The 24,083-nt window shown below is 62.2% G+C and carries 17 protein-coding genes, 1 tRNA gene and 1 other RNA gene; 12 read left to right on the forward strand and 7 right to left on the reverse strand.

Annotated features, from left to right (window positions below; all coding sequences use genetic code 11):
* Positions 1–11: 11 nt before the first annotated feature.
* Positions 12–914, reverse strand: coding sequence for a peptidoglycan-binding domain-containing protein (locus HGEM_RS07155; protein WP_019128744.1), 903 nt, complete (start codon positions 912–914; stop codon positions 12–14).
* Between the two features lie 236 nt (positions 915–1,150).
* Between HGEM_RS07155 and HGEM_RS07160 the strand changes: the two genes are divergently transcribed.
* The 3 genes from HGEM_RS07160 to HGEM_RS07170 are packed head-to-tail and all read left to right on the forward strand — an operon-like array spanning position 1,151 to position 4,484.
* Positions 1,151–1,876, forward strand: coding sequence for a response regulator transcription factor (locus tag HGEM_RS07160; RefSeq protein WP_019128745.1), 726 nt, complete (start codon positions 1,151–1,153; stop codon positions 1,874–1,876).
* On the forward strand, positions 1,873–3,735 hold the full coding sequence (locus HGEM_RS07165) for a HAMP domain-containing sensor histidine kinase (protein ID WP_019128746.1): 1,863 nt from the start codon (positions 1,873–1,875) through the stop codon (positions 3,733–3,735). The genes HGEM_RS07160 and HGEM_RS07165 overlap by 4 nt, the downstream gene beginning before the upstream one ends.
* Positions 3,732–4,484: a TVP38/TMEM64 family protein gene (locus tag HGEM_RS07170; protein ID WP_019128747.1), complete on the forward strand. Its 753-nt coding sequence runs from the start codon at positions 3,732–3,734 to the stop codon at positions 4,482–4,484. Before HGEM_RS07165 ends, HGEM_RS07170 begins: the two co-directional genes overlap by 4 nt.
* An 89-nt stretch (positions 4,485–4,573) precedes the next feature.
* On the opposite strand, the gene HGEM_RS07175 is transcribed toward HGEM_RS07170, so the two are convergent.
* Both HGEM_RS07175 and galE read right to left on the reverse strand, forming a co-directional pair.
* Positions 4,574–5,587 (reverse strand): polyprenyl synthetase family protein, encoded by a 1,014-nt coding sequence (locus tag HGEM_RS07175; protein ID WP_019128748.1) that lies wholly within the window; start codon positions 5,585–5,587, stop codon positions 4,574–4,576.
* Between the two features lie 82 nt (positions 5,588–5,669).
* Entirely contained in the window at positions 5,670–6,731 is a 1,062-nt protein-coding gene (gene galE / locus HGEM_RS07180) for a UDP-glucose 4-epimerase GalE (protein ID WP_019128749.1), read from the reverse strand.
* 204 nt (positions 6,732–6,935) lie between these two features.
* On the opposite strand from galE, the gene HGEM_RS07185 reads away from it, so the two are divergent.
* Positions 6,936–8,240: a coiled-coil domain-containing protein gene (locus tag HGEM_RS07185; protein ID WP_230197244.1), complete on the forward strand. Its 1,305-nt coding sequence runs from the start codon at positions 6,936–6,938 to the stop codon at positions 8,238–8,240.
* Positions 8,241–8,531: 291 nt separating this feature from the next.
* Here HGEM_RS07185 and cysE read toward each other — a convergent pair whose 3' ends face one another.
* Positions 8,532–9,266, reverse strand: a complete 735-nt coding sequence (gene cysE, locus HGEM_RS07190) for a serine O-acetyltransferase (RefSeq protein WP_019128751.1) — start codon at positions 9,264–9,266, stop codon at positions 8,532–8,534.
* 470 nt (positions 9,267–9,736) lie between these two features.
* On the opposite strand from cysE, the gene HGEM_RS07195 reads away from it, so the two are divergent.
* Positions 9,737–10,783: a branched-chain amino acid aminotransferase gene (locus HGEM_RS07195; protein ID WP_019128752.1), complete on the forward strand. Its 1,047-nt coding sequence runs from the start codon at positions 9,737–9,739 to the stop codon at positions 10,781–10,783.
* Positions 10,784–11,418: 635 nt separating this feature from the next.
* On the opposite strand, the gene HGEM_RS07200 is transcribed toward HGEM_RS07195, so the two are convergent.
* Positions 11,419–11,508, reverse strand: a tRNA-Ser gene (locus HGEM_RS07200).
* 54 nt (positions 11,509–11,562) lie between these two features.
* On the opposite strand from HGEM_RS07200, the gene tadA reads away from it, so the two are divergent.
* The 7 genes from tadA to HGEM_RS07230 all read left to right on the forward strand — a co-directional run bounded on the left by tadA (position 11,563) and on the right by HGEM_RS07230 (position 20,549).
* On the forward strand, positions 11,563–13,638 hold the full coding sequence (tadA, locus tag HGEM_RS07205) for a tRNA adenosine(34) deaminase TadA (protein ID WP_019128753.1): 2,076 nt from the start codon (positions 11,563–11,565) through the stop codon (positions 13,636–13,638).
* A gap of 194 nt (positions 13,639–13,832) precedes the next feature.
* Positions 13,833–13,928, forward strand: an RNA gene (ffs, locus tag HGEM_RS10055) — signal recognition particle sRNA small type.
* Positions 13,929–14,252: 324 nt separating this feature from the next.
* Positions 14,253–16,187, forward strand: coding sequence for an ABC transporter ATP-binding protein (locus HGEM_RS07210; RefSeq protein ID WP_019128754.1), 1,935 nt, complete (start codon positions 14,253–14,255; stop codon positions 16,185–16,187).
* The gene (locus tag HGEM_RS07215) at positions 16,180–18,054 is read left to right on the forward strand and encodes an ABC transporter ATP-binding protein (protein ID WP_019128755.1); all 1,875 of its coding nucleotides are present in this window, start codon (positions 16,180–16,182) and stop codon (positions 18,052–18,054) included. The genes HGEM_RS07210 and HGEM_RS07215 overlap by 8 nt, the downstream gene beginning before the upstream one ends.
* Positions 18,055–18,412: 358 nt before the next feature.
* Positions 18,413–18,790 carry a GntR family transcriptional regulator gene (locus HGEM_RS07220; protein ID WP_019128756.1) on the forward strand — a complete coding sequence of 126 codons (378 nt, stop codon included), beginning with the start codon at positions 18,413–18,415 and terminating at the stop codon, positions 18,788–18,790.
* 100 nt (positions 18,791–18,890) lie between these two features.
* Positions 18,891–19,823, forward strand: a complete 933-nt coding sequence (locus HGEM_RS07225) for an ABC transporter ATP-binding protein (RefSeq protein ID WP_019128757.1) — start codon at positions 18,891–18,893, stop codon at positions 19,821–19,823.
* Positions 19,824–20,549, forward strand: a complete 726-nt coding sequence (locus HGEM_RS07230; RefSeq protein WP_019128758.1) for an ABC-2 transporter permease — start codon at positions 19,824–19,826, stop codon at positions 20,547–20,549.
* Here HGEM_RS07230 and HGEM_RS09785 read toward each other — a convergent pair.
* Positions 20,528–22,618 carry a LuxR C-terminal-related transcriptional regulator gene (locus HGEM_RS09785; protein WP_195891252.1) on the reverse strand — a complete coding sequence of 697 codons (2,091 nt, stop codon included), beginning with the start codon at positions 22,616–22,618 and terminating at the stop codon, positions 20,528–20,530. The two genes, HGEM_RS07230 and HGEM_RS09785, sit on opposite strands and share 22 nt — an antisense overlap.
* Before the next feature lie 445 nt (positions 22,619–23,063).
* Positions 23,064–23,621, reverse strand: coding sequence for a hypothetical protein (locus HGEM_RS07240; RefSeq protein ID WP_019128761.1), 558 nt, complete (start codon positions 23,619–23,621; stop codon positions 23,064–23,066).
* Positions 23,622–24,083 lie beyond the last annotated feature (462 nt).

Below are 24,083 nucleotides of genomic sequence, written 5' to 3' on the forward strand. Positions count from 1 at the left end.
ACTCAGTGTACCTAATCGCTCAACGCATCGCAAACGCCGTCGAGGAGTTGCACGGCAAGCGCCTGTGCATCGCTTGAGGTGAACGATCCGTATCTCGTGATCCCCGTAAGCTCAAATCGAATGAGCGTTGGCCGCGTGGTGGAAGCAGCGAGTGCGGTGCGAATGCGCCGCGATACATTGGGGCAGTCTGCCAGCACGATGGTCGCGCGCGGTGCGGCATCTTCGGGAAGCTCCGAGCTCGCGAGCTCGAAAATCATATCGACGTCGTCGGGCGCTTCGCTGTCGCACAGCTGCATGCCGCTGCCGTCCGTTGTCGCAGTGGCGATGTTCCACATGCGCGACGCGACATTGCGCGCGATGGGATCCACGCCCATGACGGCGATTCGGTTGCGCTCGAGCACGCTCGCTGCGCGCGCGAAACCGGTGCGCTCCTCGGCGTCCACGACGGGCGGTTTGCCCTCCCACACGTGGCGCAGCCGGTGAATGTAGTTGAAGGTGTCCTGGAAGGCCATGCCGTCGGCAAAGAGCCCAACGTTTTCCTGGAATTGCTGGAGGGCAGCCTCGGTGTGCGGGCCGAACGAGCCGTCTGCGCGCCCGCACGAGAAGCCCAGGGTGTTGAGCGCGTGCTGGAGCTCCATAACATCGGCTCCATGGAAGTTGGGCAGGCGCAGGTAGAGGGTGCGGTCGCCGAGCGCGTACGAGGCGTCGACGAGGGCGCTCCAGCACGCGGTGTCCACGGTATCTCCCGCATCGAGTTGCATGTTCGCGCGGAACTCCTGAACCGCTTTTGCGGTGGCGGGGCCGAACTCTTGAGCCTCAAGCTCTGCGGCATCGATGGTGTAGCCCAAGCGGGTGAGGCGCGCCTGCACGTCTTCGACGGCCGGTCCCTGCATACCCGAGGTGATTGCTTCCATGCTGCTTCTTTCTATATGCTTGCCCTGCGCCGGCGCTGCGGCGTGGTTTCGTTGGTTCATCTTCTTTGTATAGTCTATCAAGTTGCGCGCATCGCTGCCCGCGAGCGTGCTTCCGCCTGAAAAACATCGGAATGGTAGATGGATTGTCGACATTTACTTGGCATGATGATAGCGAATACCTTGGCAGGGCGGTGTCGCGCCAGGGATGTATTGGGTCCGACATGGGGTTGATGGGAATGGGGCAAGAGCAGCGACTGCTTATCGTGGACGATGAGCTTTCAATCGTGCAGATGCTTGAGGAGTTCTTCCGCATGGAAGGGTATGAAACCGTGTGCGCGCAAAGCGCCGAAGAGGCGCTTCGTGCGGTCAATCGCAGCTTGACGGAGGAGCACGCCGGGATCGACCTCGCCTTGCTCGACGTGAACATGCCCGGCATGGACGGGTTCGAGCTCTGCCGCCGTATTCGCGAGCACCTTAGCTGCCCGATCATTTTCCTTACGGCGCGCGTGGAGGACGTCGACCAGCTCGACGGGTTCGCTGCCGGCGCCGACGATTACGTGCTTAAGCCGTTCTCGCTCGAGGTGCTGGGCGGCCGCGTGCGTGCGCATCTGGCGCGTGAGGCGCGGCGCGACGCGTCGAGGCCGCAGAGCGCTCGCATCTTCCATGACCTCACGATCGATTATGCAGAGCGTACGGTCGAGGTCTCGGCCCGGGATGCTCGCATCTCGCTTGACCTCACGCGCACGGAGTTCGACATCATCGCGCTGCTGAGCAAGAACCCAGGGCGCGTGTATGACCGCGTGCACATCTACGAGCAGGTATGGGGGTGGGGCGCAACGGGCGACCCATCCATCGTTCGCGAACATGTTCGTCGAGTACGCAAGAAGTTTGCGGAGGCTGGAGTGGATGGCGAAGTCATCGAGACGGTGTGGGGCGTTGGCTATAGGTGGGCTGCGCGATGAGCGGAAAACACGACGATAGGCTGCGGGAACAGTGCCATGCAGAGCAGGCAACGGCTTCTGCCGCCGGTGATTCGCAGCGCGGAGGCCGTCTTCGCCGCCTGCGCGACCGGCTGCGGGCTTGGTGGCGCAACCCCTCGATCATGCGGGCGTTTTTCGTGTATGCGCTCGTGTGGCTCGTGGCGGCCAGCGTGGTGACGCTCATTGCTATCGACGCGCTCATGGAGGTGTACTACCGGGTGTCGGAGGAGCACCGGTCGGAGCATGTCGAGGTGAACGCGGGGCCGTACATCTACGACGCGCAGACCAATGAGCTGTTGCGAGCGACGCCCGTATACCTGCAGGATTTCTACGAGCAGGTCGTGTTCGTTGCGTTCACCAACTCGGCGCAGAACTATTCGTCCGCGGGTGTCGTGGCCGGAGGCTGGAATCGCGACATGCAGGTTGTGGACGCGACGATGGAGCTTCTTCGCAGCGATCCCTCGTACCGTGTGTCCGATTGGGGCGGAAACTATACCGAGGACGATTACCTTCAGACCGATGGCACTCCATACGATCCTGAGGCCACGGTGAGCGTGAGCGACCTTCCCGCGTACGACGCACGCGAGCGTGCCGAGCGCTTGCAAACGGTTGAGGAGTTCGCGAACACGAATCTCGGCGAAGATGTCGTGCTCTCGAATGTCGCTTACTACGTGTCGCTCGACGAGGCGAGTTACCTCACCTGGATTGACTGGACGCTGCGGCTGGTGGCGGGCGTGGGGGTGCCCATCGTTGCCTTTGGAGGCCTTGCGGTGCTGCTGTTCCGCCGGTTTTATCGGCGTCACATCGGGGGCCCGCTTTCCGTGCTGGAGGCGGCGGCCGACCGCATTGCACGGCAGGACCTCGACTTTCAGATTGGTGCTGTGCGCGGGCGCGAGCTGGGGCGCCTCGGAGCGGCGATGGAGGGCATGCGGTCTTCGCTGCTCGCCACCCAGCGCGAGCTATGGCGCACGGCCGAGGACCGCAGGCGTCTTAACGCCGCGTTCGCCCACGATCTGCGCACGCCGGTGACGGTGCTCAAGGGAACGCTCGAAATGGCGCGCATAAAGGCCGACCGTGCGGGAAGTGGGGAGGACGTGCGCAAGACGCTCGACACGCTTTCCGGCCAAGCCGATCGCCTGGAATCTTACGCGCAGCTCATGAGCCGTGTTACCAAGCTGGAAGATCGCGAGGTCATGCGGTCGGCATGCGCCCCATCCGATGTTGCCTGCGTTCTCGAGCGCCAAGCGGCGGGCTATGTCGCCACGCGCGGGAACGGCTGCAAACTGCTCTTCTCGTTGGGCGACGGCATGCGCGCCGCCGGGGCGGGTGACGGGGGTGCCGCCGCGCCGGATGCCGGGAGTGCCGCCGGCGTGGGTGTCGAGCACGCCGCTGGGCCGTGTCTCGAGCACGCCGCCGTGCCGGATGCCGAGCACGCTGCCGAGCCGTGCCCCGAGCTCCTCTCCATCGATATGCAGTTGGTTGAGGAGGTGCTGGGCAATCTGCTGGGCAATGCCTGCGACCATGCGCGATCGAAGGTGGCGGTGAGCGTTGATTTGCTGCAGCCCAAGCAGGGCTCGCTCGCTGCGGGAGCGCGCGGCGACGTGTGCCTGGAGCTTGTGGTCACGGACGATGGCCGCGGGTTCACGGCGGAGGCGCTGCACCACGGGTGCGACCCTTTCTACAGCGAGGCCAAATCGGCCGAGCATTTCGGCCTGGGGCTCAATATCGCGCGCACGCTCGCGCGCTTGCACGGTGGTGCGGTTGAGCTGGGAAATCTTGAGGGCGGCGGTGCCTGTGTGACGGCTACGTTCGCAGTGGATACGAACGAGGAGAACCGATGATGGAGCAGGTGGAGAATCGTGCGCCGGGCATCCCGCAGGCGCCTGGATCCGCTCGCGCGGCAGCGGGGTTTGAGGCGGGAGCCCCTGCGGCTCTTCGGCGCAAACGGGTCATCGCGATTGCGGTGCTGGTTGTTATGGGTGCGTTGCTCGGCATTGCCTGCTGGCGCTGCGTGCCCGGTGCCGTCGCGTGGCTCATGGATGCCCGAGCGGTGCGCGCCTTCGTGGACCAATGGGGCGTGCTGAGCCGCCTTGCGATGATCGGTATCAATATGATTCAGGTGGTGCTCGCGTTCCTTCCGGGTGAGCCCATCGAGCTCGCGAGCGGCTATGCCTTCGGTTTCTGGGAGGGCACGGCGCTTTGCCTGGTGGCGAGTGCGCTCGCAACAAGCCTGGTATACTGGGCCGTCCATCGCTGGGGTTGGCGCATCGTGGGGCTTTTCTTCGACCGCTCGATGCTCGACCGCTTCTCGTGGCTGCGTGACGAGCGCCGGCTCGAGCTCGTTATGTTCATCGTTTTCCTGATTCCGGGTACACCCAAGGATTTCCTCACGTACTTCGCCGGTCTTACCCGAGCGCGGTTTCTTCCGGTCCTGCTCATCACCACGGTGGGTCGCATCCCCTCGATCGTCACGTCGACGGTTGCGGCATCGTCCTTTGGCTCGGGCAATTATCTGGTTACGGGCATCTCGCTGGCAGTCGCCGTGGTGCTAGCGCTTGCGGGCGTTCTCGTGAGCCGGCGCCTGCGCTAAGCATGAAACGCAGACACCGGGTGTGCACGATTCATCCTCCGTCGCGTGGGTCGCGTGAGGCATCGACACCCCCCCACGCGACCCACGCGCTAGCTGAGGCGTTCGACAAAGAAATCAGCCATGGAAAGGAGCAGCTCGCGGCAGTCGTTTTCGAGCTCGATGCCAGAGAGCTCCTCCTTGGCGCGTTCGGTCAGGCGGAGGGCATAGTCGTGGGCAAAGGCGATCGAGCCCGTCTCGTCGAAGATTTTCACAGCGCGTTCGAGTAGGGCGGCGTCTTGGGTGCCGCTGCGCAAGATTTCAACAAGCTCACGCCGGGTCTCGGATTCGGCGTGCTCCAAGGCATGAACGGCTACAAGGGTCCGCTTGCCCTCGGTGATGTCGTTGCGGAAATCCTTGTCGCCCGCATCCCCCACAAGGTTCAAAAGGTCGTCTTGGATCTGGAAAGCCAGACCGGTGGCCAAGCCAAAGCTGCGCAAGGCTTCTACCTGTTGCTCGCTTCCTCCACCCACCATCGCTCCCACCGCGAGCGGCACGGCGCCGCTGTAATGCGCGGTCTTGAGCGTTGCCATGGTGAGGTAATCCTGAACCGTGAGGTCGAAGCGCTCGTTTTGCACCCAGCCCAGGTCGAGCGCCTGCCCTTCGACGGTTCGCTGCATCATGGCGGTCAGCTCGCCGAGTACGCGGAGCTTGAGGGGGGCGTCGAGCGCTTCGTCGCGGAGCACGGCGTCGGTGGAGAGCGTGATGTCGTAGTCGCCGCAGTTAATGGCGCGGCCCACGCCTTCCGTGAGGTACATGCAAGGCTTGCCGCGCCGCAGCTGGCCTTTGTCGGCGATGTCGTCGTGAATGAGGGCCGCGCTCTGGAAGTGCTCGATCGCTGCCGCGGCGCTTCGGGCGCGAGCGGGATCACCGCCCACGGCGCGTGCCGCGAGCATGCAGATGAGAGGGCGGTGCCGCTTGCCGCCGTTTGCGGAAAAGGCGGCGAGCGGTGCGTACAGGTAGCGCTCAAGGTCCGCATGCTGGGTTTGTTCCGTAAAGAACGAATCTAGATACGCGTCCAGATCATGGTGGTGCTCGGCGAGGTATGCGGCGAAGGCGTTGGCCATAGTGCAAGCTTTCATTCGTGGTGCAAAATGGGACGGGGTTGTTTTGACTCATTGAGCCAAAACAACCCCGTCCCTAAATGACTTATTGGGCGGTGGCGAAGCCATCGGGGTTCTTGGACTGCCAGTTCCAGGAGTCGCGGCACATGTCGTCGATGTTGTACTGCGCCTTCCAGCCCATCTCCTGCTCAGCCTTGGTGGCATCGCACCAGTTGGCTGCAATGTCGCCGGCGCGGCGCGGGCAGATCTGGTACGGCAGCTCCTTGCCACAGGCCTTCTCGAAGGCGTGGATCACGTCCAGCACGGAGGATCCGGTACCCGTGCCCAGGTTGAAGATGCCCACCTCGGAGCGGCCGTTCATCCATTCAAGCGCTGCGACATGGCCGCAGGCGAGGTCGACCACATGGATGTAGTCGCGCACGCCGGTGCCATCGGGCGTGGGGTAGTCGTCACCGAAGACCTGCACGAACGGGCGCTTGCCCACGGCCACCTGCGCCACGTAGGGCACGAGGTTGTTGGGGATGCCCTTGGGATCCTCGCCGATGAGACCCGAGGGGTGCGCTCCGATGGGGTTGAAGTAGCGCAGCAGCACGACGTTCCACTCCGGATCGGCGGTGTGCAGGTCCATGAGGATCTGCTCGATCATCCACTTGGTCCAGCCGTAGGGGTTGGTGGCGGGCTTCTTGGGGTCCTGCTCGGTCACGGGCGGGTTGTCCGGGTCGCCGTAGACGGTCGACGAGCTTGAGAAGATGATGTCCTTGCAGCCGTGCTCGCGCATGACATCAACAAGGGTGAGCGTGTTGCCGATGTTGTTCTGGTAGTACTCGATGGGCTTCTGCACGCTTTCACCCACGGCCTTGTAGCCGGCAAAGTGGATGACACGGGAGGGCTGCTCGGCGTCGAAGATCTTGGTGAGGGCATCGCGATCATTCACGTCTGCCTCGTAGAAGACAAGGTTTTCGGCGGCCTGGGGCCCAACGATCTCGCGCACGCGGTCGAGGGCAACGGGGCTCGCGTTGTAGAAGTTGTCGACCACGACCACCTTGTAGTTGCGCTGAAGCAGCTCGACCACGGTGTGGGAGCCGATGAACCCAGCTCCGCCGGTAACGAGAACGCAGGTATCCTGGGGTGCAAGTGTCTGTGCCATGAAAGCTCCTCACGTTGGGTTTGCCTGAACGCGCTGCCCCTGCTTTGGTGCGCGATGTGCTTCCAAAAGTATAGCCGTTGCATGAAGGGCGAGTTGCGACGCATGGGAGGAGCGATGAATATCCCACTCGGGCCCCGGAGCGCGACGGAATGCGCTATCCTTATGCGGAGGGCGACATATAAACACACTTACATCGGAGCACGTATGTCACACCACGATCACGCATCCTCGTCTTGCGCAGACGGGGCGCAACTTCATCTATCAACCACCGCTCAGAGTGGCCATTGTCAGGCGACGGACATCCCTGCATCAGGCGATGGAGGCCGTGCGGCACGCGGCGAAGCGGCTGCTGTCTCGCGGCGCTCCGCTCTCAAGGCCATGCTCGCCATGGCGGGCGCGGCGACGCTCTTCGCCAATCCGGTGCGCGCGTTCGCTAAGCCCCAGGCCACGCAGGAGACGCTCGACGCCTTGAGCGATGCGCAGGCGAAGTACGACGAGGTCCAGGCGCAGCTCGACGAAATCTCGACCCAGTATCAGGAGCTCAGCAAGCAGCAAGATGAGACGCTCAGCCAGATCGAGGATGTCGAGCAGCAGATCGTAGATACCGAGCAGCAAATTGAGGAGAAGCAGGCAGAACTGGAAGAGAACCAGGCGCTGCTTTCCGACCGTGTCGCGACGAACTACAAAACGGGCGGCAACGAGGCGCTCTCGGTGCTGCTCTCGGCTACGACGCTCGACGACCTTATCTCGAACGCGTACTACCTCGAGAAGGTAAACGAGCAGGACCGCGCCGTCATCGCGCAGATTGAGCAGATTCAGTCGCAGCTCGAGGAGCAGAAGGCCCAGCTCGAGGAGCAGAAGGCCCAGCTCGAGGAGCTCAAGACCCAGCAGGCCGAGCAGCTATCGCAGATGCAGGCCAAGCAGCAGGAGACGCAGGAGCTTCTGAACAACCTCGATAGCGAGGTCAAAGACCTCATCGCTCAGCGCGATGCGGAGATTCTCGCCGCCGCGGAGGCCGAGGCCGAGGAGGAGCGCAGGCGCCAGGAGGCCGCGGCGTCGCAGAACCCCAATCCTCCGGTTCTGCCCGAGCGCGGAAGCGGTCAGGATTACAGCGCGGCGAGCGGGGCGCAGAAGCGCGTCGTCAACTCGTGCTACTACACGCCGTCTCCGGGTAGCGGCTATTGCGCGCTGTGGGTCTCTCAGGTGATGCAAAACGCGGGCTTTAGCCGCGTGCGGGGCAATGCGAACGATATGTATAACGCCTGGTGCACCAGTTCGAGTAAGGCGAATCTGCAGGTAGGCATGCTCATTGCCGTGTCAACGCACAGCCATACCTCGGCCGGGCGCATCTACGGGCACATAGGCATCTACATCGGCGATAACAGGGTCATGCATAACGTGGGCAACATCGAGACGCAAGACCTCGACTACTGGATCAGCTTCTACGGCACGACGGTGACGCCTCGCTGGGGTTGGGCGAACGGCATCAACCTCGCTGAGCGCAACTAGCAAGAGCTCCTCGTAGGGATTTTCGCGGGTTTTGGGGTTGGCCTTGGGGCCGACCCCTGCTGTTTTGGGCGTTTTTGAACGTGGCGGAGAAGTTCGAGGCTCGAGTCGGAAGGTTTTTGCGGACAAGCCGAGTAGACCCCGCTTACGCGTTACCAAAACCGCAGGTCGCGCCAATGTGAGCGAGGCGCTTACTCGGCGGGTCGCGAAAAATCTTCCGACTCGAGCCTCGAACTTTTTACTGCGTCCCAGCCGGGTCATTTTCATGTCGGATGGGAACCGGCCCGACCGTCTCTATCTCTTCTGCTGTTGCTGAACGAACTGATTGACAAGCTCGGTAAGCTCGGAGAGCTGGCGTTCCATGTCGGCTACCTGCTTTTCAAGGTCGCCGATGCGCTGATGGTTCTTGCGAATGCCCTCGCGGTTCAGGCGCGACTGCTCCTCGACCGGGTCGGGCATGCTTTCGCGGTGCTTGTCGCGGTTATAGGTCTCCTCGACGATGCGGCAGCCGTTGCGCCGCACCACGCGCCCGGGAATGCCTACGACGGTGCAGTTCTCGGGCACGTCTTTTACCACGACGGAATTGCCGCCCACCTTGACGTTGTCGCCGATCTGGATGTTGCCGAGCACCTTGGCGCCGGCGCCCACCGTGACGTTGTTGCCAAGCGTCGGGTGGCGCTTGCCGCATTCCTTGCCCGTTCCGCCGAGCGTGACGCCCTGGTAGAGCACGCAGTCGTCACCGACGACCGTGGTCTCGCCGATGACGACGCCCATGGCGTGGTCGATGAAGAATCGGCGCCCCAGCTGCGCGGCGGGATGGATCTCGACGCCGGTGAAAAAGCGCGTGACCTGGCTCAGCACGCGCGCGGGGCCGCGTGCCCCGTGGTTCCACAGCCAGTGCTCGGGCGTGTGCATCCATTTGGCGTGGAGGCCGGGGTAGGAGAGGAAGATCACGAAGTCGCTTTGGGCGGCGGGGTCGTGCGTCTTGACGGTGCCGATATCTTCGCGAATGGTGTCGATAAAGCTCATAGCTGCCCCTTTTGGCATGATGGCGGGCGTGCGGGCGAGATGGGGCGACTGTGGCAGAGCCTGTCCCATGTTCGGCCGGCGGCTCGGGGCGGGCGGCGCGAAGCCTGGGCGCCCGAGTGTTTTCGGTTAAGTATAGCGAATTACTAGGATTAAGAAACAGAGCTCGCGCCCTTCACGAGGTGACCTCATGCGAGGGGAAGTGTTTCTCCAAAAGCCGAGCGTTTCCTAGGGTGCATGCTCTCTTGCCGCGGCGTCTGTTAACAAATGGTCCCCGGACCCGCGCCCCTCGTTGCGTTATCCGTTAACAAATCACCCCCCCAGGCCCGCGTTCCTCGCTGCGCCATCCGTTAACAAATCGCTCATAAGCAAGAAACCTTTCGGTGACGCGTGTGAACGGAGTACCATAAAGGGCACGCGATTGCGCTCTGCGTTTGCGCACGGTTCAACGTTTCGATACGAGGGGAGCACCCATGGCAGCAGAGAAGAAGGATATCGACTGGGGTAGCCTCGGCTTCGCCTATCAGCCCACGGACTACAGCTACGTCTGCAACTACAAGGACGGCGCTTGGGAGGAGGGCGGCCTCACCACCGATCACAGCCTCACGCTCTCCGAGTGCGCGGGCATCTTCCATTACTGCCAGGAGGTCTTCGAGGGTCTCAAGGCCTATACCACCAAAGACGGCGACATCGTCTGCTTCCGCCCGGACCTCAACGCCTCCCGCATGGCCGACTCCGCCCGCCGCATCGTGATGCCGCCCTTCCCGGAGGACAAGTTCATCGAGGCCGTTAAGATGGTCGTCAAGGCCAACGAGGCGTGGGTGCCGCCGTTCGGCTCGGGCGCTACGCTCTACGTTCGTCCGTTCATGGTGGCAACGGGCGAGGTCATCGGCGTGGCGCCGGCGGACGAGTACCAGTTCCGCATCCTCGTGACGCCCGTGGGCCCGTACTATTCCGGCGGCGTGAAGCCCGTTGCGCTCAAGGTGCCCGAGTACGACCGCGCCGCACCGCACGGCACCGGCGCCATCAAGGCCGGCCTCAACTACGCCATGAGCTTGTATCCCAGCGTTCAGGCACATGCCGAGGGCTTTGCCGACAACATGTTCCTCGACCCCATGACTCGCACCTATGTTGAGGAGTCCGGCGGTGCCAACTTCCTCTTCGTTGATCAGGACGGCACGCTCGTGGTGCCACAGAGCCACACCAACTCCATTCTGCCGTCCATCACGCGCCGCAGCCTGGTGCAGGTGGCGCGCGACATGCTCGGCATGACCGTGGTGGAGCGACCGGTCGAGTTCGCCGAGGTCCAGGCGGGTGCGTTCGTCGAGTGCGGCATGTGCGGCACGGCGGCGGTCATCAGCCCGGTGGGCAAGGTCGTGAACGGCGACGAGGAGATCGTCTTCGGCGAGGGCGGCATGGAGCACGTGGGCCCGGTCATGCAGAAGCTGCGCGAGACGCTCACTGGCATCCAGGCCGGCGAGATCGAAGGCCCTGAGGGCTGGATCGTTAAGGTCGCATAGGTCGTTCATTCCCGGCGGAGGCCCCGCTTCCCCTTGTTCCGATGTCCTCGCGCTGCGCGCTGCGGATTACGGAACAAGAGAAAGCGGGGCCTCCTGCGTTTACGGCCTTTCTGGGGCTGAGTAGGGGCTGCGGCGGGCTTGGGCGAGCATCACTTCGCTCGCTCGCGTGCATTCGCGTGGTGCGTGCGCCGCTGCGCTCGCTCGCGTGCATGGGGCGCGTGTGGCGCACCGCTTCGCCCGCACTTCGGGCTTATATGCTTCGAGCACATATCAGTGCACCCCCCCTGCTGCGCAAAACATGTACACGAGCGTCACGAATCGCCGTTTTTCGGCCAGATTTTGACGCTCGTGTACACGTTTTGGGTGAGGCGCTGTGCGGGTTTGAATCTCTCGCTCGTTACAGAAAAAGCCCGGGCTGGGTGACCGGCACGGGCTTCGAGCGTCTATGGCGGAGAGAGAGGGGCCCGAGGCACCGCTTCGCGCCGCCGTCCGCTGCGGCCGCTCGCGCGGCCTTGCGTGCTTCGCTGGAAAACGCTCCGCCTTTCCTCAGCTCCGCACCTTCACAGGGTTCGAATCCCTCACCCGCTGCAGAAAAAAGCCCGCGTCCAAAAAGAACGCAGGCTTGGTATTCACCATGGCGGAGAGAGAGGGATTCGAACCCTCGAGACGCTCACGCGCCCAACGGTTTTCAAGACCGCCGCATTCAACCGCTCTGCCATCTCTCCGTGGTAGGTAATGATAGCATCGAATACCGACCGGCGTGAGAAAGAGGGGCGGCCGTGGGCGACGAGCGGAATATCGACATGTCTCTGGGCGGGCCGGACGAGCGCTTCATGCGCGAGGCACTGGTCGAGGCGCATGCGGCAGCGGCGGAAGGCGAGGTACCCATCGGGGCTGTTGTGGTCTACGAAGGCGAGATTATCGCCCGGGCGCACAACCGTCGTGAGCTGGACGAAGACCCCTCTGCGCATGCGGAGTTCTCGGCGATGGTCGCGGCAGCCCGCGCGCTCGGACGCTGGCGGCTCACGGGCTGCACGGTGTATGTGACCCTCGAGCCCTGCGTTATGTGTGCGGGTCTTATGGTGAACGCGCGTGTGACCCGCTGCGTTTACGGCGCGGCCGACCCCAAGGCAGGCGCGCTTGGGTCGCTTTACCAGCTGAATGCCGACCGACGGCTCAACCATGCGTTTGCGGTGACGGCGGGGGTGCTTTCCAACGAGTGCGCAGGTGTGCTCAAGGCTTTTTTTGCCGAGCTTCGGGGTGAGGGGCGTGCGAACGACGCGCACGACTCGAAACGAGACGAGGCATTGCGTTCTCGAAACGGCTCTATGCTGACCCAGCGCTGCGGGCGAGATGCGGTGGCTGCGACGGCGTTGTGTGCCGAAGGCGCTCATGCTGCGGCTGCGGGCAGCGAGGGCTGCCTTGCCGCGGACGGTGTGCGTGCTACAGCTGCGGGCGGCGTGACCGGCCTTGCCGCGGACGGCGCGCGTGCCGCTGCCCAGCCGGGCTCCGCTTCCCGTGCCACGGACGGTGCGCGCGCTGCCACTTTGTTGGGTCCCTCTCCCCGTGTGCTCCTGGCAATCGACTCCTTTAAAGGTTCCGCCACGAGCGCTCAGGCAGAAGCATGGGTGACTGAGGGCATTCTCCATGCGTGCCCGAATGCGCGGGTGACGGCTATGCCTATCGGAGACGGAGGAGAAGGGACGGGGGAGGCGCTCGCGGCATCGGGTGGAACGACGAGGCGCGCGGCGCAGGCGCACGACGCGTTCGAGCACGTTATTTCCGCTGAATACTTGCTGTCCGATGCTGCAGGGAACGTGTCTTCAGCAGCGATTGCCGGCTCCGCTGCAGATTCGGAATCCGTGCGTTCAGCAGAAGCGAGCGACGTATTCTCCGCAGTACACGAGGAGAGCGGGCACGGCACCGAGTGCTCCGTCGGCACTTCCCATGAAGCGTTCATCGAGATGGCGGTCGTCGCGGGCCTCGGTAGCTCTGACCGAACTTCCCAAGCTGCGCTCGCGGCCACGACCTACGGCGTGGGTGAGCTGGTGCTCGACGCGATTGCGTCCGGCGCGCAAACCATCTATCTCGGCCTCGGAGGGAGCGCGACCAACGACGGTGGTGCGGGATTTCTGCAGGCGCTCGGCGCGCGGCTGCTCGATGCGGACGGTCGGGACATCCCAACGGGTCTCGCGGGACTTGAGCAGGTCGCTTCTATCGATCTGGCGCCGGCGGTGCTGGCGCTCGGACCCGCGCGCCTTATCGCGCTTTCGGATGTGACGAATCCGCTGGTGGGATCGCGAGGCGCCCTGCGCGTTTTTGGCCCGCAGAAGGGGCTGGCCCAAGACCCCGACGCGCTCGATACTTACGACCGCTGGATGGTCCGCTACGGGGCGCTGCTCGATGCGGCGTGTCGCGCGGTGGCTACCCCGCGCTTCCGCTCGCTGGCCGGTGTACCCGGAGCGGGTGCAGCGGGCGGTTTGGGTGCGGCGGTGCTCGCGCTTGGGGGCGCGCTCACGCCTGGGATTGATGCGGTGCTTGATCGCGCCGGGTTCGATGAGGCGCTGCGCGACTGCGATGTAGTGGTAACCGGCGAGGGAATGATGGACGGCCAGACGGCGGGCGGCAAGGCACCGCTCGGCGTGGCGCGCCGCGCCCGGGCCGCCGGCGTGCCCGTGGTTGCTGTGGTGGGTGGCCGAGCCGATGATCTTGACGCCGTGTACGAGCAAGGAGTTGACCTCGTTCTGCCCATCGTGCGTAGGCCGATGGATCTCTCCCATGCTCTCGACCCCAGCCAGACGCGCGCCAACCTCCGCACCGCCGGCGAGGCTGCCATCCGCGCGTATCTGCTATAAGGTCGGCAGCTCCTTGTTTTCCGAGCGCTGGGCGAGGGGGTGCTGCTGGAAACTCCATACATGCCGCTATGAGCGCCGTTAATTCCAAGTATGCAGAGGCGGGCGTGTCGCGGTTTTTTTCTGTTGGGGTTAATCGATGTTTTCCTAGACGGCGGCGGTGGAAGCGGGTACCATAGACCAAGCGCCTAGCGCGCTCGATGGGTTCGGGTGACGATATGTTCCGAACCTGGTCAGGTCCGGGAGGAAGCAGCCATAAGGAGCCTCTGCCGGGCACCCGGATCCATCGAGCGCACGGGCGCTTTTTGTATAAGGAACGTGTATAAGGAGCGCATTGCCAGGCAGGGAGCACGCCCGCCGAGAGAGGGGTGCTTACTAGGTGGGGGTGCGTCCGCCGAGCGAGGAGCGCGCTGCCGGGTAAGGATTGCGCCCGCCGGGCGAGGAGCGCGCTGCTAGATAGAGAGCGCACTTGCTAGACCCTCCGCGCTCTGCCCCGCTCCGGCATGCGTCTCTTAATTCCTTGTTGCACCCACTAGTTCATGCCGTTTCGTTTTGCGAGCTCAACCCGCTTGTCCTATCATGGCTTGAGCAATCCATTGCCTGACCGAAGGCGGTCTATGTTCAAGCTCCTCAAACGCTTCGGTGGCTCGTACCGCGCGAACCTTGTTCTCGGTCCGCTCTGCAAGCTCATCGAAGTCGTGTTCGACCTGTTCACGCCCATCATTGTGGCCTATATGATCGACGCGGGCGTGGGCACGCGCAGCGTGCAGCCCGTACTCACAGGCGGCGGAATCCTTCTCGCGATGGCCGCCGTGGCCATCCTCTTCGCCCTCGCCTGCCAGAAGATGGCCTCGCGCGCGTCGCAGGGCATGGGCACGAGCATCCGCCACAGCCTGTACGAGCACATCAACGCGCTTTCGCATGCTGACCTCGACCGCTTTGGTACGCCTTCGCTCACCACGCGCATCACCAACGACGTCAACCAGGTTCAGCTTGCCATCGCGCTCGGCATACGGCAGCTCATGCGCTGGCCGTTTCTGGCCGTGGGCTCGCTTGTCGCTGCGCTCGCTATCGACGTGCGGCTCGGGCTCATCTTCGTCGTGTCGATGGCCGTGGTGGGCGGTCTCTTCTGGTTTGTCATGAAGGCATGCATTCCGTATTACCGCAGTATGCAGGCAAAGCTCGACCGCATCGCGCTCATCGTGCGCGAGGGGTTGTCGGGCGTTCGCGTGGTGCGCGCCTTTGTTAGAGAGGGGCACGAACGGCGGCGCCTCGCCGATGCAGCCCAAGATCAAGCTGCTACCGCCATTGCGGCCGGCCGGCTCTCCTCGGTGCTCAACCCTGTGACTTTTTTGGTGATGTACCTCGCTGTTTGCGCCATCCTTTGGGCGGGTGGCATCCAGGTGAACATCGGCGGGCTCACGCAGGGTCAGGTCGTGGCCTTTGTGAGTTACATGACCCAGGCGCTGCTTTCTATCGTATACGTGGCGAATCTCGTGGTGGTGTTTACCAAGGCGAGCGCCTCGGCCGCGCGCGTGAACGAGGTGCTCGCGTGCCAGCCGAGCGTGACCGACGAGGGCGCCGAGCCCGTAGAGCTGTGGGGCTCGGCGGGCCTGCCGGACGCGGCGGAGCAGGCGGATGGCGGGGGGCTGCCGGACGCGGCGAAGCAGGCGGGCGCGTCGAAACGGGTTCCCACGCTTGCCCTGCGTAACGTCTCTTTTGCTTACCCCGGTGCGGCTGCGGACGCCGTGCACGATGCGACGCTCACACTCATGCCGGGACAGACGCTCGGCGTGATTGGCGGAACGGGGTCGGGCAAGTCGACGCTCGTCTCGCTCATTCCGCGGCTCTACGACGCGACGGAAGGGGCGGTCGAGGTGCTTGGCCGCGATGTGCGCGCGTGGCAGCTCAAGCAGCTTAGGCAGGTCGTGGGCATGGTGCCCCAGCAGGCTATGCTTGTTTCGGGAACCATCCGCTCCAACCTCATCTGGCGCGATGCTAAGGCCACGGACGATGATCTTTGGCGTGCTCTCGAGCTTGCGCAAGCGGCGGAGTTCGTTCGCGCGCTGGCCGACGGTCTCGATGCTCCGGTTGAGGCAGGCGGCAAGAATTTCTCCGGCGGCCAGCGCCAGCGCCTTACTATCGCACGAGCGCTCGTTGGGGCGCCTAAGCTGCTGATTCTGGACGACTCGGCCTCCGCGCTCGACTATAAGACCGACGCCGCCCTGCGCGTGGCGCTTGCGTCGTACGGGCGCGACGCTGCTGCGTCTGGGGAGCTGCCCCCGGCCGTTGTGGTGGTCTCGCAACGCGTTGCCAGCGTGCGCGCCGCGGACCTCATCTGTGTCATGCGCCGCGGCAACGTGGTGGGGCTCGGCACGCATGACGAGCTTGTTCGTACCTGCGCCATCTACCAAGAGATCTGCGCCTCCCAAGGCGTCGAGGATGAGACAGTTTCACCCGGGATGAGACAGTTTCCCCCGGCACAACTGTCTCATGAGACAGTTTCACCCGGCACAACTGTCTCACGTCATGAGGAGGTGCGCCATGGCTAATCCGTACGGTGCGGTGGGCTCGGTGGCGACGGTTGCCTCGAGTATCTCGAGCGGTGCCGGTGGCGCCTCGGGCGGCCCCGACGCGCCGGGCGGCCGGGACGATTCGCTCAAGAGCGCGCTCTCTACAGGCCAGGTGCTCGGCCGGCTCATCGGGTGCATTCGCCCGCACCTGGGCTCGTTCTTGCTGTCGTTTGCCGCCTCGGCCATCTCGGTCGTGCTCCAGCTCTATGTGCCCATTCTTGTGGGGCGCGGAATCGACTGCATCATCGCGGCAGGCCGGGTGGACTTTAGTGCGCTCGCACCCCTCCTCTTGCAGCTCATCGCGGTCATTGTGGGCGCGGCCGCCTTCCAGTGGGTGCAGGGGTACTGCGTGAATCGCCTCGCCTACGAGACCGTGCGCGATTTGCGCACCCAGGCGAACGACAAGCTCAGCCGCATGCCCATCTCGTTCATCGACGGCCATGCGCACGGCGACCTCATGAGTCGCGTGGTCAACGACGCCGATCAAGTTGGCGACGGCTTGCTCCAGGGGCTCACTCAGTTCTTCACCGGGGCGGTAACGATCGCGGGGACGCTTGCGTTCATGCTTTCCATCTCGGTTCCCATGGCGGTGGTTGTGGTGCTCGTGACGCCGCTCTCGGTGCTCGTGGCCTCTGCAATCGCGCGGTTCTCCAACTCGAGCTTCGTCGATCAGCAGCGCATCCAGGGGCAGCTCGGTGGGTATGTCGAGGAGTTTGTGGGGTGCCAGAAGCTCGTCGACGTGTTCGCCTACGGCGACGAGGTGCTCGAGGGGTTCGACGCCCTCAACCAAGAGCTCTATGTTGCCGGTGAGCGCGCGCAGTTCCTGAGCTCGCTGTCCAATCCGGGAACGCGCGCCGTGAACAACGTGATCTACGCCATCGTTGCGGTCATGGGGTGTATCTGCGTCATCACTGGATGGCCGGCGGCGCTCACGGTGGGCGGGGTGCAGACTTTCCTCTCGTATGCCAATCAGTACACGAAGCCGTTCAACGAGATCACCGGCGTAATCACGCAGATTCAGGCCGCCTTCGCCTCGGCGCGACGCCTCTTCGCGCTCATGGACGCGCCTGAAGAAGAGCCCGATGCGCCGGATGCCGTCGAGCTGGATGAGCCCCGGGGGTCGGTGGAGCTTTCGCACGTGGACTTCTCCTATGTTCCCACCCGCCCGCTTCTGCGGGACATCTGCGTGCACGCTGAGCCTGGCCAGCGGTTCGCCCTGGTGGGGCCCACCGGTTGCGGCAAGACGACCCTCATCAACCTGCTGCTGCGCTTCTACGATGTGGATGCTGGTGAAATTCGCGTGGATGGCGCAGATACCGCGCGCATCGCGCGCGATAGCCTCCGGCGCGCCTTCGGCATGGTGCTGCAGGAGTCGTGGCTCTTCGAGGGCACGGCGCACGACAACATCGCGTACGGCAAGCCCGATGCGACGCGCGAGGAGGTCGTTGCGGCGGCGGAGCGAGCGCGAGCCGATTCGTTCATCCGCGCTCTGCCTCAGGGCTACGACACGGTGATCCCCGAAGATGGCGGCACCTTTAGCCAAGGCCAGCGCCAGCTGCTGTGCATCGCGCGCGTGATGCTCACCGATCCGGCCATCCTCCTGCTCGACGAAGCCACCTCGAGCATCGACACCCGCACCGAGCTTCAGGTGCAGCGCGCGTTCGACGAGCTCATGAAGGGGCGGACGAGCTTTATCGTCGCGCACCGGTTGAGCACCATTCGCAATGCCGATTGCATTCTGGTAATGCGCGATGGGGAGATTATCGAGCGCGGGACGCACGACGAGCTGCTTGCCGCGGGCGGTGCCTATGCCGAGCTCTATACCTCGCAGTTCACCCACGCTTAAGCGAGGTGGCTCGCTGCGCGACAGCGGTGCCAAGGGAAACTGTCACGTTGGCGGGGCGTGAGGCGCCAACACCCGGTGTCCGCGCGTCAAATGAATCGTAGACACCCGGTGTTCGCGATTCATTTTCGCGCGTGATGAATCGTAGACACCGGGTGTCTGCGTTTCATCCAAAAACTTCTTGCATTGTATATAGGTGTGTATATACTGTACTTAACGGGTATACACACTATACCCAAACAGGCTTACCGAGACGTCAGGCAAGCCTGTTGCCTGGCGGGGGACGCCCCGTTGGGCGCTGCGGATGCGCGGCGTCGAGGTTTCACGCTCGCCATCCAGGTAACGGAAAGGATTCGGATTCGTGGAACTCATCATCTCCAACGCGAGCAGCAAGCCCATCTACGAGCAGATCACGGGTCAAATCAAGGCCATGATCCTCTCTGGAGAGCTTGCCGAGGGCGAACAGCTCCCGAGCATTCGCGCGCTGGCCAACAGCCTGCGGGTGAGCGCCATCACCACGAAGCGCGCCTACGCCGACCTTGAGGCCGATGGCTTCATTGAGACGGTCCAAGGAAAAGGAAGCTTCGTCGCCGGAGGCAACGCGGAGCTCATCCGCGAGGAGCAGCTGCGTCAGGTGGAGGAGCTCATGGGGCAGGCGGTCGATGCCGGCCGCGCCATGGGCCTCTCGAAGACCGAGCTTACCGAGATGTTCACCTTGCAGCTCGAAGACGGGGACTGATGGCGGGGCCGAAATGCCAAATACGGTGAGTCAAAACGGGACAGTCCCAATTTGACCGATTTAACACCTCGGTCCCAGGGTCAACCGAAAGGACAGTACGATGACGATTGTCGAAAGCCGGGGGCAGGTCCCGGGTGCCGCGCAGGACGTCCCGCTCATCGAGGCGCGCGGAATCATCAAGCACTATGACGGTTTTTCGCTCGATAACGTAAGCCTCTCTGTGGGCGAGGGCGAGGTCGTTGGCTTCGTTGGCAAGAACGGCGCCGGCAAGTCGACTACCATCAAGGCACTGCTGGGCCTCGTCAAGCTCGATGGAGGCGAGGGATCCATCCTCGGCGTCCCGTCGAGCGAGCTCTCCCGCCCCGTGCACGCCGGGACGAAGGAGCGCATCGGTGTGGTTTTCGACACGATTTCCATGCCCGGGCACCTTCGCGTCGCCGATGTGGGGCGCGTATTCTCCCATGCGTACGCCTCATGGAATCCTCGCATGTTCGAGCAGCTCACGCACGATTTCGATCTTGCTGCTACCAAGCAGGTGAAGGAGCTCTCACGCGGCATGGGCATGAAGCTCAGCCTCGCCTGTGCGCTCAGCCACGATGCGCGCGTACTCATCCTAGACGAGGCGACCGCGGGCCTCGACCCCATGGCTCGTGACGAGCTCCTCGACCGATTGCTCGATTTCGTCGCCATGCCTGGGCGCGCCATCCTCATGTCGAGCCACATTACCTCCGACCTCGAGCGCATCGCGGACCGGGTGCTGGGCATCGACGGCGGGCGGATCATCTTCGACTTGGCTAAAGACGAAATCACCGACGAGATGGGTATCGCCCGCTGCCGCGTGGCGGAGTTCGAGCGCATCTGCGCAAGCGGCATCATCCCCGAGGGCCAGCTGCGTTATCGCAAGAACGACTATGGCATCGACCTGCTCGTTCCCGATCGCTTTGTCTTCGCCGAGAACTTCCCCAACGTTCCGTGCGACCGGATGTCCATCGACGACTATCTCTCCCTTACCCTGAAAGGTGGTGTGCGGTAAATGAAGCGCGCGTACCTTATGGAAATGACGATTTTCCGCGATTACATCAAGCAGCTCATGGGCGTTGGCTTTTTCGTCTCGATATTCGTTTCGGCGGGCATGGGTTCGATCGTGGCCGCGCCGGCGATTCTCACCACGATGTTCTTCATGATGGGCTGCATGTCGGCGAGCGCTTACGACGAGCAGAGCAACTGGGGCGCCTTCCGGCTGACCATGCCGGTGAGCCGCCGCGATGTGGTGCTCGGCCGCTACGGCGTCATCGTGACGCTCGGGTTCCTGGGCATGGCGGCGGGCTGGGCTGCCTGCCTGCTCATCCTGGCTTTGGGGAGTGCCGTTGAGCTTCCGTTCGGCCTTTCGGATGCCATCGCGTTTGACGAGGGCATGTTCCTGGGAGCGGTTTTCTCTACCGCGTTTTGCATGGCGCTCGGCTCGCTCATCGCATCGATCGAGACGCCCATCTACTTCAAGTTCGGACAGAACAAGACCACGCAATGGCTGCCCATGATCACCGTGCTGCTCTTCGTGGGGCCCATGCTCATCATCAACGGCACCGGCATCTTGGACAACGGATCGATGAGCTTCGGCAACCTCGCCTCGCTTCTGGGGTTCATCGAGACGCCCGTTGGCGTGGCGACGTGCTTTGCGATCTTCCTCGCGTTCACGGTCGTGGTGCTTGGTATCTCTGCCGCCGTCTCGCTCAAGCTCTACGAAGGGCGCGAGCTGTAGGCGCGAGCATCCTCGCTCTCAGAATTCTCCTTTTCCGCTTGCACAAGAAGGACCGCAGCTGCCTGCATCAGTTCTTTTCGCGAATGGATCCCAAGCTTTTTGTAGGCGTGCTGTAGATGGGTTCGGACGGTATGCACGCTGATCCCCAAGATCTCTGCAATATGGTTCGTAGTGTATCCGTGCAACGCCTGCATGACCACTTCCCGCTCTCGGCACGTTAACTCGTTTTCAAGAGTCGAACGCCACGTTTGCTGCGAGGGACAGTCGGCGTTATGCCCGGCGTCTCGGCCGGCGGCTCGCCCCAGCGCGTTCGAGCATTCTTCAGGATGGTTCGGCTTGCAGGTAATTGCATCGAGGAAAACTGAGGCGGAGACGCCCAGCATGACGAATTGGACGGGAATGCCGATGTGCCTCAGCAGAGCGTAGGAAAAGAGCGTTACGGCAACGAAGACGATTCTTTTTCTATGCACGTTTGTGATGAATATCCTGAATGCAAAGGAGAGGGCAACGATTAGGCATCCGTCGAGAGCGAGGTGCGCGCTATTGAGGAGCGCGAATGCAGCCGATCGGGAGGGATCATACTGCTGAGCGGCAAGCAAGTCCGCCGTATGGCGAGAGAGCCCGAGCATAAGGACTACGAGGAACATAAACACGGGTATTGCCAGTGTTAAGGAGCGCCGCCCTTTTCGCGGTTCTGGAAATAGGGGCACGCCGCATGCATACGTCAGAGCAAGCGAAATGGCGATCTTCCAAGCAAGGGGCCACGTTGAAGCGAGTACAGCGGAAAATGCCGAGCATAGAATGTCTGCAGCTACATACAAAAGGACCAGCAGCGTTAATCCTGCAGCAACGCCAGAAGACCGTTGGAGCTTTGCGGCGGTAAGAAGCATCATAGGTTGTTTGGCTTTTCCCGTTGTCGCTTTTGCCGTGTGATCGCATGTGAATTTGGCATCTGCATAGAGCTCGAGGAACATGTCTTTTGAGGAGACTCCAAGCTTGCGATATAGGCGAGCCGCGTATGTCGACACGGCAGATTTAGAGATTCTAAGGCGCTGCGCTATGTCTGAGAACGCTTTGCCGCAAATCAGCTGTTGCGCTACGTTCAACTCCTGTTGGGATAGGCCGTGAGACTTTAGAAGCATGCTGACCGCCGAAGCATTCGCTTCACTGTCTGGTGAAGCGCTCGGTTTGCTTATCAAAAAGGAGCTGTGCTTAATGAGTCGAGAGCGTGAAGCGATGATGGCGCATGCTCCGGCGCAAGCTACGAGTCCAAGCTGGAGCAAGCCGAAGTATGGGTCATTGATTGGGGCCGCCGCAGCGTTGTGGAACAGTCTTATGGCGAGCGCGGTAAGTAGAAGCGGCATGAACTGAGCTTTGTCAGAGATGAGATTGCGGCCGTTTTTGCTATCGCTGGAATTGTTGCGAGCTTGAGAGCCATCGCAAGCATGGCGCGATGGCGAGACCAAAAAGAAAATGGAAAGAAAGCCGATGATGAGCCCGAGTTCGGGAATGCTGTATCCCAATGCGGCTTGAACGAGGGCAAGCAGGAGGAAAAAGAGCGGGGTTGCCGTTTCCCCTGCCTTTGCGCGCAGGGCACGGGAGATGCTTGAGGTGATGAGTGCAAGCAGCAGACACGTAGAAAACGCGACGTCGCTGTACTCCTTGGTGTGGGAAAGTGAAATAGAGGGTACGAAGCTTGAAGTGTTCGAACAGAGAGCACATGCAAGGCCGAGCGACAGGAACTCAAAGAGACGCGCTGAGTCAATGGGCCCAGGTATGCATGTTCGCGCGTCGCGATGAGGCTGCGCTGAATGCTGGCTGAGAAGAAGGACGATTGCGCCGCCCATAAGCAGGGCTTGTGGAGCGATTGCATAGAGCGTGAAAGCTGCAAGCCCGGGGATGATTCGCACCCGTTGAGGTTCCCATCGGCGGCATAGGGCAAGAACCGCGAGCAGCAGGGAAAGGGGCGGTGCTAGATGCATGATTGATGCCGAACAGACGAGCATGAGGGTGTATGGGTGCTTCAAAGGGCAAGGAAGGGCAAGTTTGCTTCGCATGCTGTTCAACATGCTCTGCGCCCTGTGTGCGCGCAGGACAAAGAGCAAAAGAACGGCTGCAATCGCTCCAATGAGAGCATAGGGTCCATGCAGTGACCCTATGCTCTCGCTAAATGGGGGCAGTATGCACCGAACAATATGAAACGACCAGGTCGTAACTGCATATGGTGCAAGGCGGTGAAGTACGCGCTTTGACGTCCTTCGGTATGTGCCGGCGACGTATTCCATGTTGTCCCGGCTTAGATGTCAATCGCGCTCCGTTTGGTCTTGGGAGGTGCGCAAAGCGTCTCTCACCGCCTTGCGGATGACGAGGTAGAGAAGTGCGAGCATGATGAGGCGGGGCATAAACCAATACAGTAATCCTAGAAGTATCCCAGTAAGCTGTGTGATTGTTGGCAACATGGCGTTCTCCCCATCATACAATGCCGACTGCTTTCATCGTCGAGCGTTCAGTTTGCTATGAGACGGGACCTCCGTTCATCCAGCCGCTTCCATTACTGTAAAACTCTGCGTAGAAGTGACAGGCAGTCGCAATTTGCGTAAGAGGCTTGATCTGACAAGAGTAGCTAACGCACAGCGTCTGCCCCTGATCGAGCTTGGTGTAGCTATAGGTAAGGTTCGATACTGATCCGGGATTCGCTTGAATCCAGGCATTTTGAACAGTCGTAATGTTATTTCCTGATGTGTTATATGTGGCGACGGCGTCGACCTGTGTTGGAGCGAGCTTGATGACGCATGACATTGTTGCGACGCCAGTCTTGAGCGCTCGGGTGAGCGCCTGAGGACCTGGTATCAGGTTTTCATGCACCTCGGCTCCTTCTTGTTTCGCCTTCCTGACTGCTTCTTCCCAAAGCGCTTTTGCTTGCTCGCCCTTGCTGGTGTCGTTCGACACATTAGCAGAAGCCATTGTCTGAGCATTTGCGATGCTGGGGAAGGCCGCAATAAATGTTGCGGAAGCAAGGGAGGCCAAGAATCCGCGACGGCTTATGTTGGCCCGTTGATTCGACTGGTCCATGGTTATCTCCTCGCGTTGAGGTTCTGATGCATGAAAGGGATCCTTCACATGACAAGCATGCCCCGCGAGATGCCATATGTCTGTAGTGCAAATAGATGATATTGCGTGAATGGGGCAATATGGGCGGTGAACGGCTGCGCATTGCTTGTTTCATGCGTCGAGACACGCTGGCAGTTCGTGAATCGTCAAATGGATACAGAGTCTATGAGGGGTCAACGGAGTGTCGCCGTCCCGTTCTGGCTCTACGAGGGGTGCGAGCTGTAAGGTTCCGCCGTTCTGACGTGGGTCGCTGGCGCCTGCCACCTTTGTCCCGCGTGCGTGACAGTCGTGCCAGGGGAAGCCATCACATCCGTCTTCTTGAATAGTTGAAGTCCTCAGTTTGGTCTTTCTCGGCTGAAAATGTACCAAATTGAGGACTTTAATGCGATCCACGGAGGTTTCACATGTCGCGTGCGGTTGATC

This window comes from Enorma massiliensis phI, from assembly GCF_000311845.1.
GTDB classification, from domain to species: Bacteria; Actinomycetota; Coriobacteriia; order Coriobacteriales; family Coriobacteriaceae; genus Enorma; species Enorma massiliensis.

Coding starts and splice junctions, on each gene's coding strand:
- HGEM_RS07165 (WP_019128746.1), top strand. CDS start 1,873: ATGAGCGGAAAACACGACGATAGGCTGCGGGAACAGTGCCATGCAGAG.
- cysE (WP_019128751.1), bottom strand. CDS start 9,266: ATGAGCTTTATCGACACCATTCGCGAAGATATCGGCACCGTCAAGACG.
- HGEM_RS09785 (WP_195891252.1), bottom strand. CDS start 22,618: ATGTTGAACAGCATGCGAAGCAAACTTGCCCTTCCTTGCCCTTTGAAG.
- galE (WP_019128749.1), bottom strand. CDS start 6,731: ATGGCACAGACACTTGCACCCCAGGATACCTGCGTTCTCGTTACCGGC.
- HGEM_RS07175 (WP_019128748.1), bottom strand. CDS start 5,587: ATGGCCAACGCCTTCGCCGCATACCTCGCCGAGCACCACCATGATCTG.
- HGEM_RS07215 (WP_019128755.1), top strand. CDS start 16,180: ATGGCTAATCCGTACGGTGCGGTGGGCTCGGTGGCGACGGTTGCCTCG.
- HGEM_RS07210 (WP_019128754.1), top strand. CDS start 14,253: ATGTTCAAGCTCCTCAAACGCTTCGGTGGCTCGTACCGCGCGAACCTT.
- HGEM_RS07225 (WP_019128757.1), top strand. CDS start 18,891: ATGACGATTGTCGAAAGCCGGGGGCAGGTCCCGGGTGCCGCGCAGGAC.
- HGEM_RS07170 (WP_019128747.1), top strand. CDS start 3,732: ATGATGGAGCAGGTGGAGAATCGTGCGCCGGGCATCCCGCAGGCGCCT.
- HGEM_RS07195 (WP_019128752.1), top strand. CDS start 9,737: ATGGCAGCAGAGAAGAAGGATATCGACTGGGGTAGCCTCGGCTTCGCC.
- HGEM_RS07160 (WP_019128745.1), top strand. CDS start 1,151: ATGGGGCAAGAGCAGCGACTGCTTATCGTGGACGATGAGCTTTCAATC.
- HGEM_RS07155 (WP_019128744.1), bottom strand. CDS start 914: ATGGAAGCAATCACCTCGGGTATGCAGGGACCGGCCGTCGAAGACGTG.
- HGEM_RS07240 (WP_019128761.1), bottom strand. CDS start 23,621: ATGGACCAGTCGAATCAACGGGCCAACATAAGCCGTCGCGGATTCTTG.
- HGEM_RS07185 (WP_230197244.1), top strand. CDS start 6,936: ATGTCACACCACGATCACGCATCCTCGTCTTGCGCAGACGGGGCGCAA.
- HGEM_RS07230 (WP_019128758.1), top strand. CDS start 19,824: ATGAAGCGCGCGTACCTTATGGAAATGACGATTTTCCGCGATTACATC.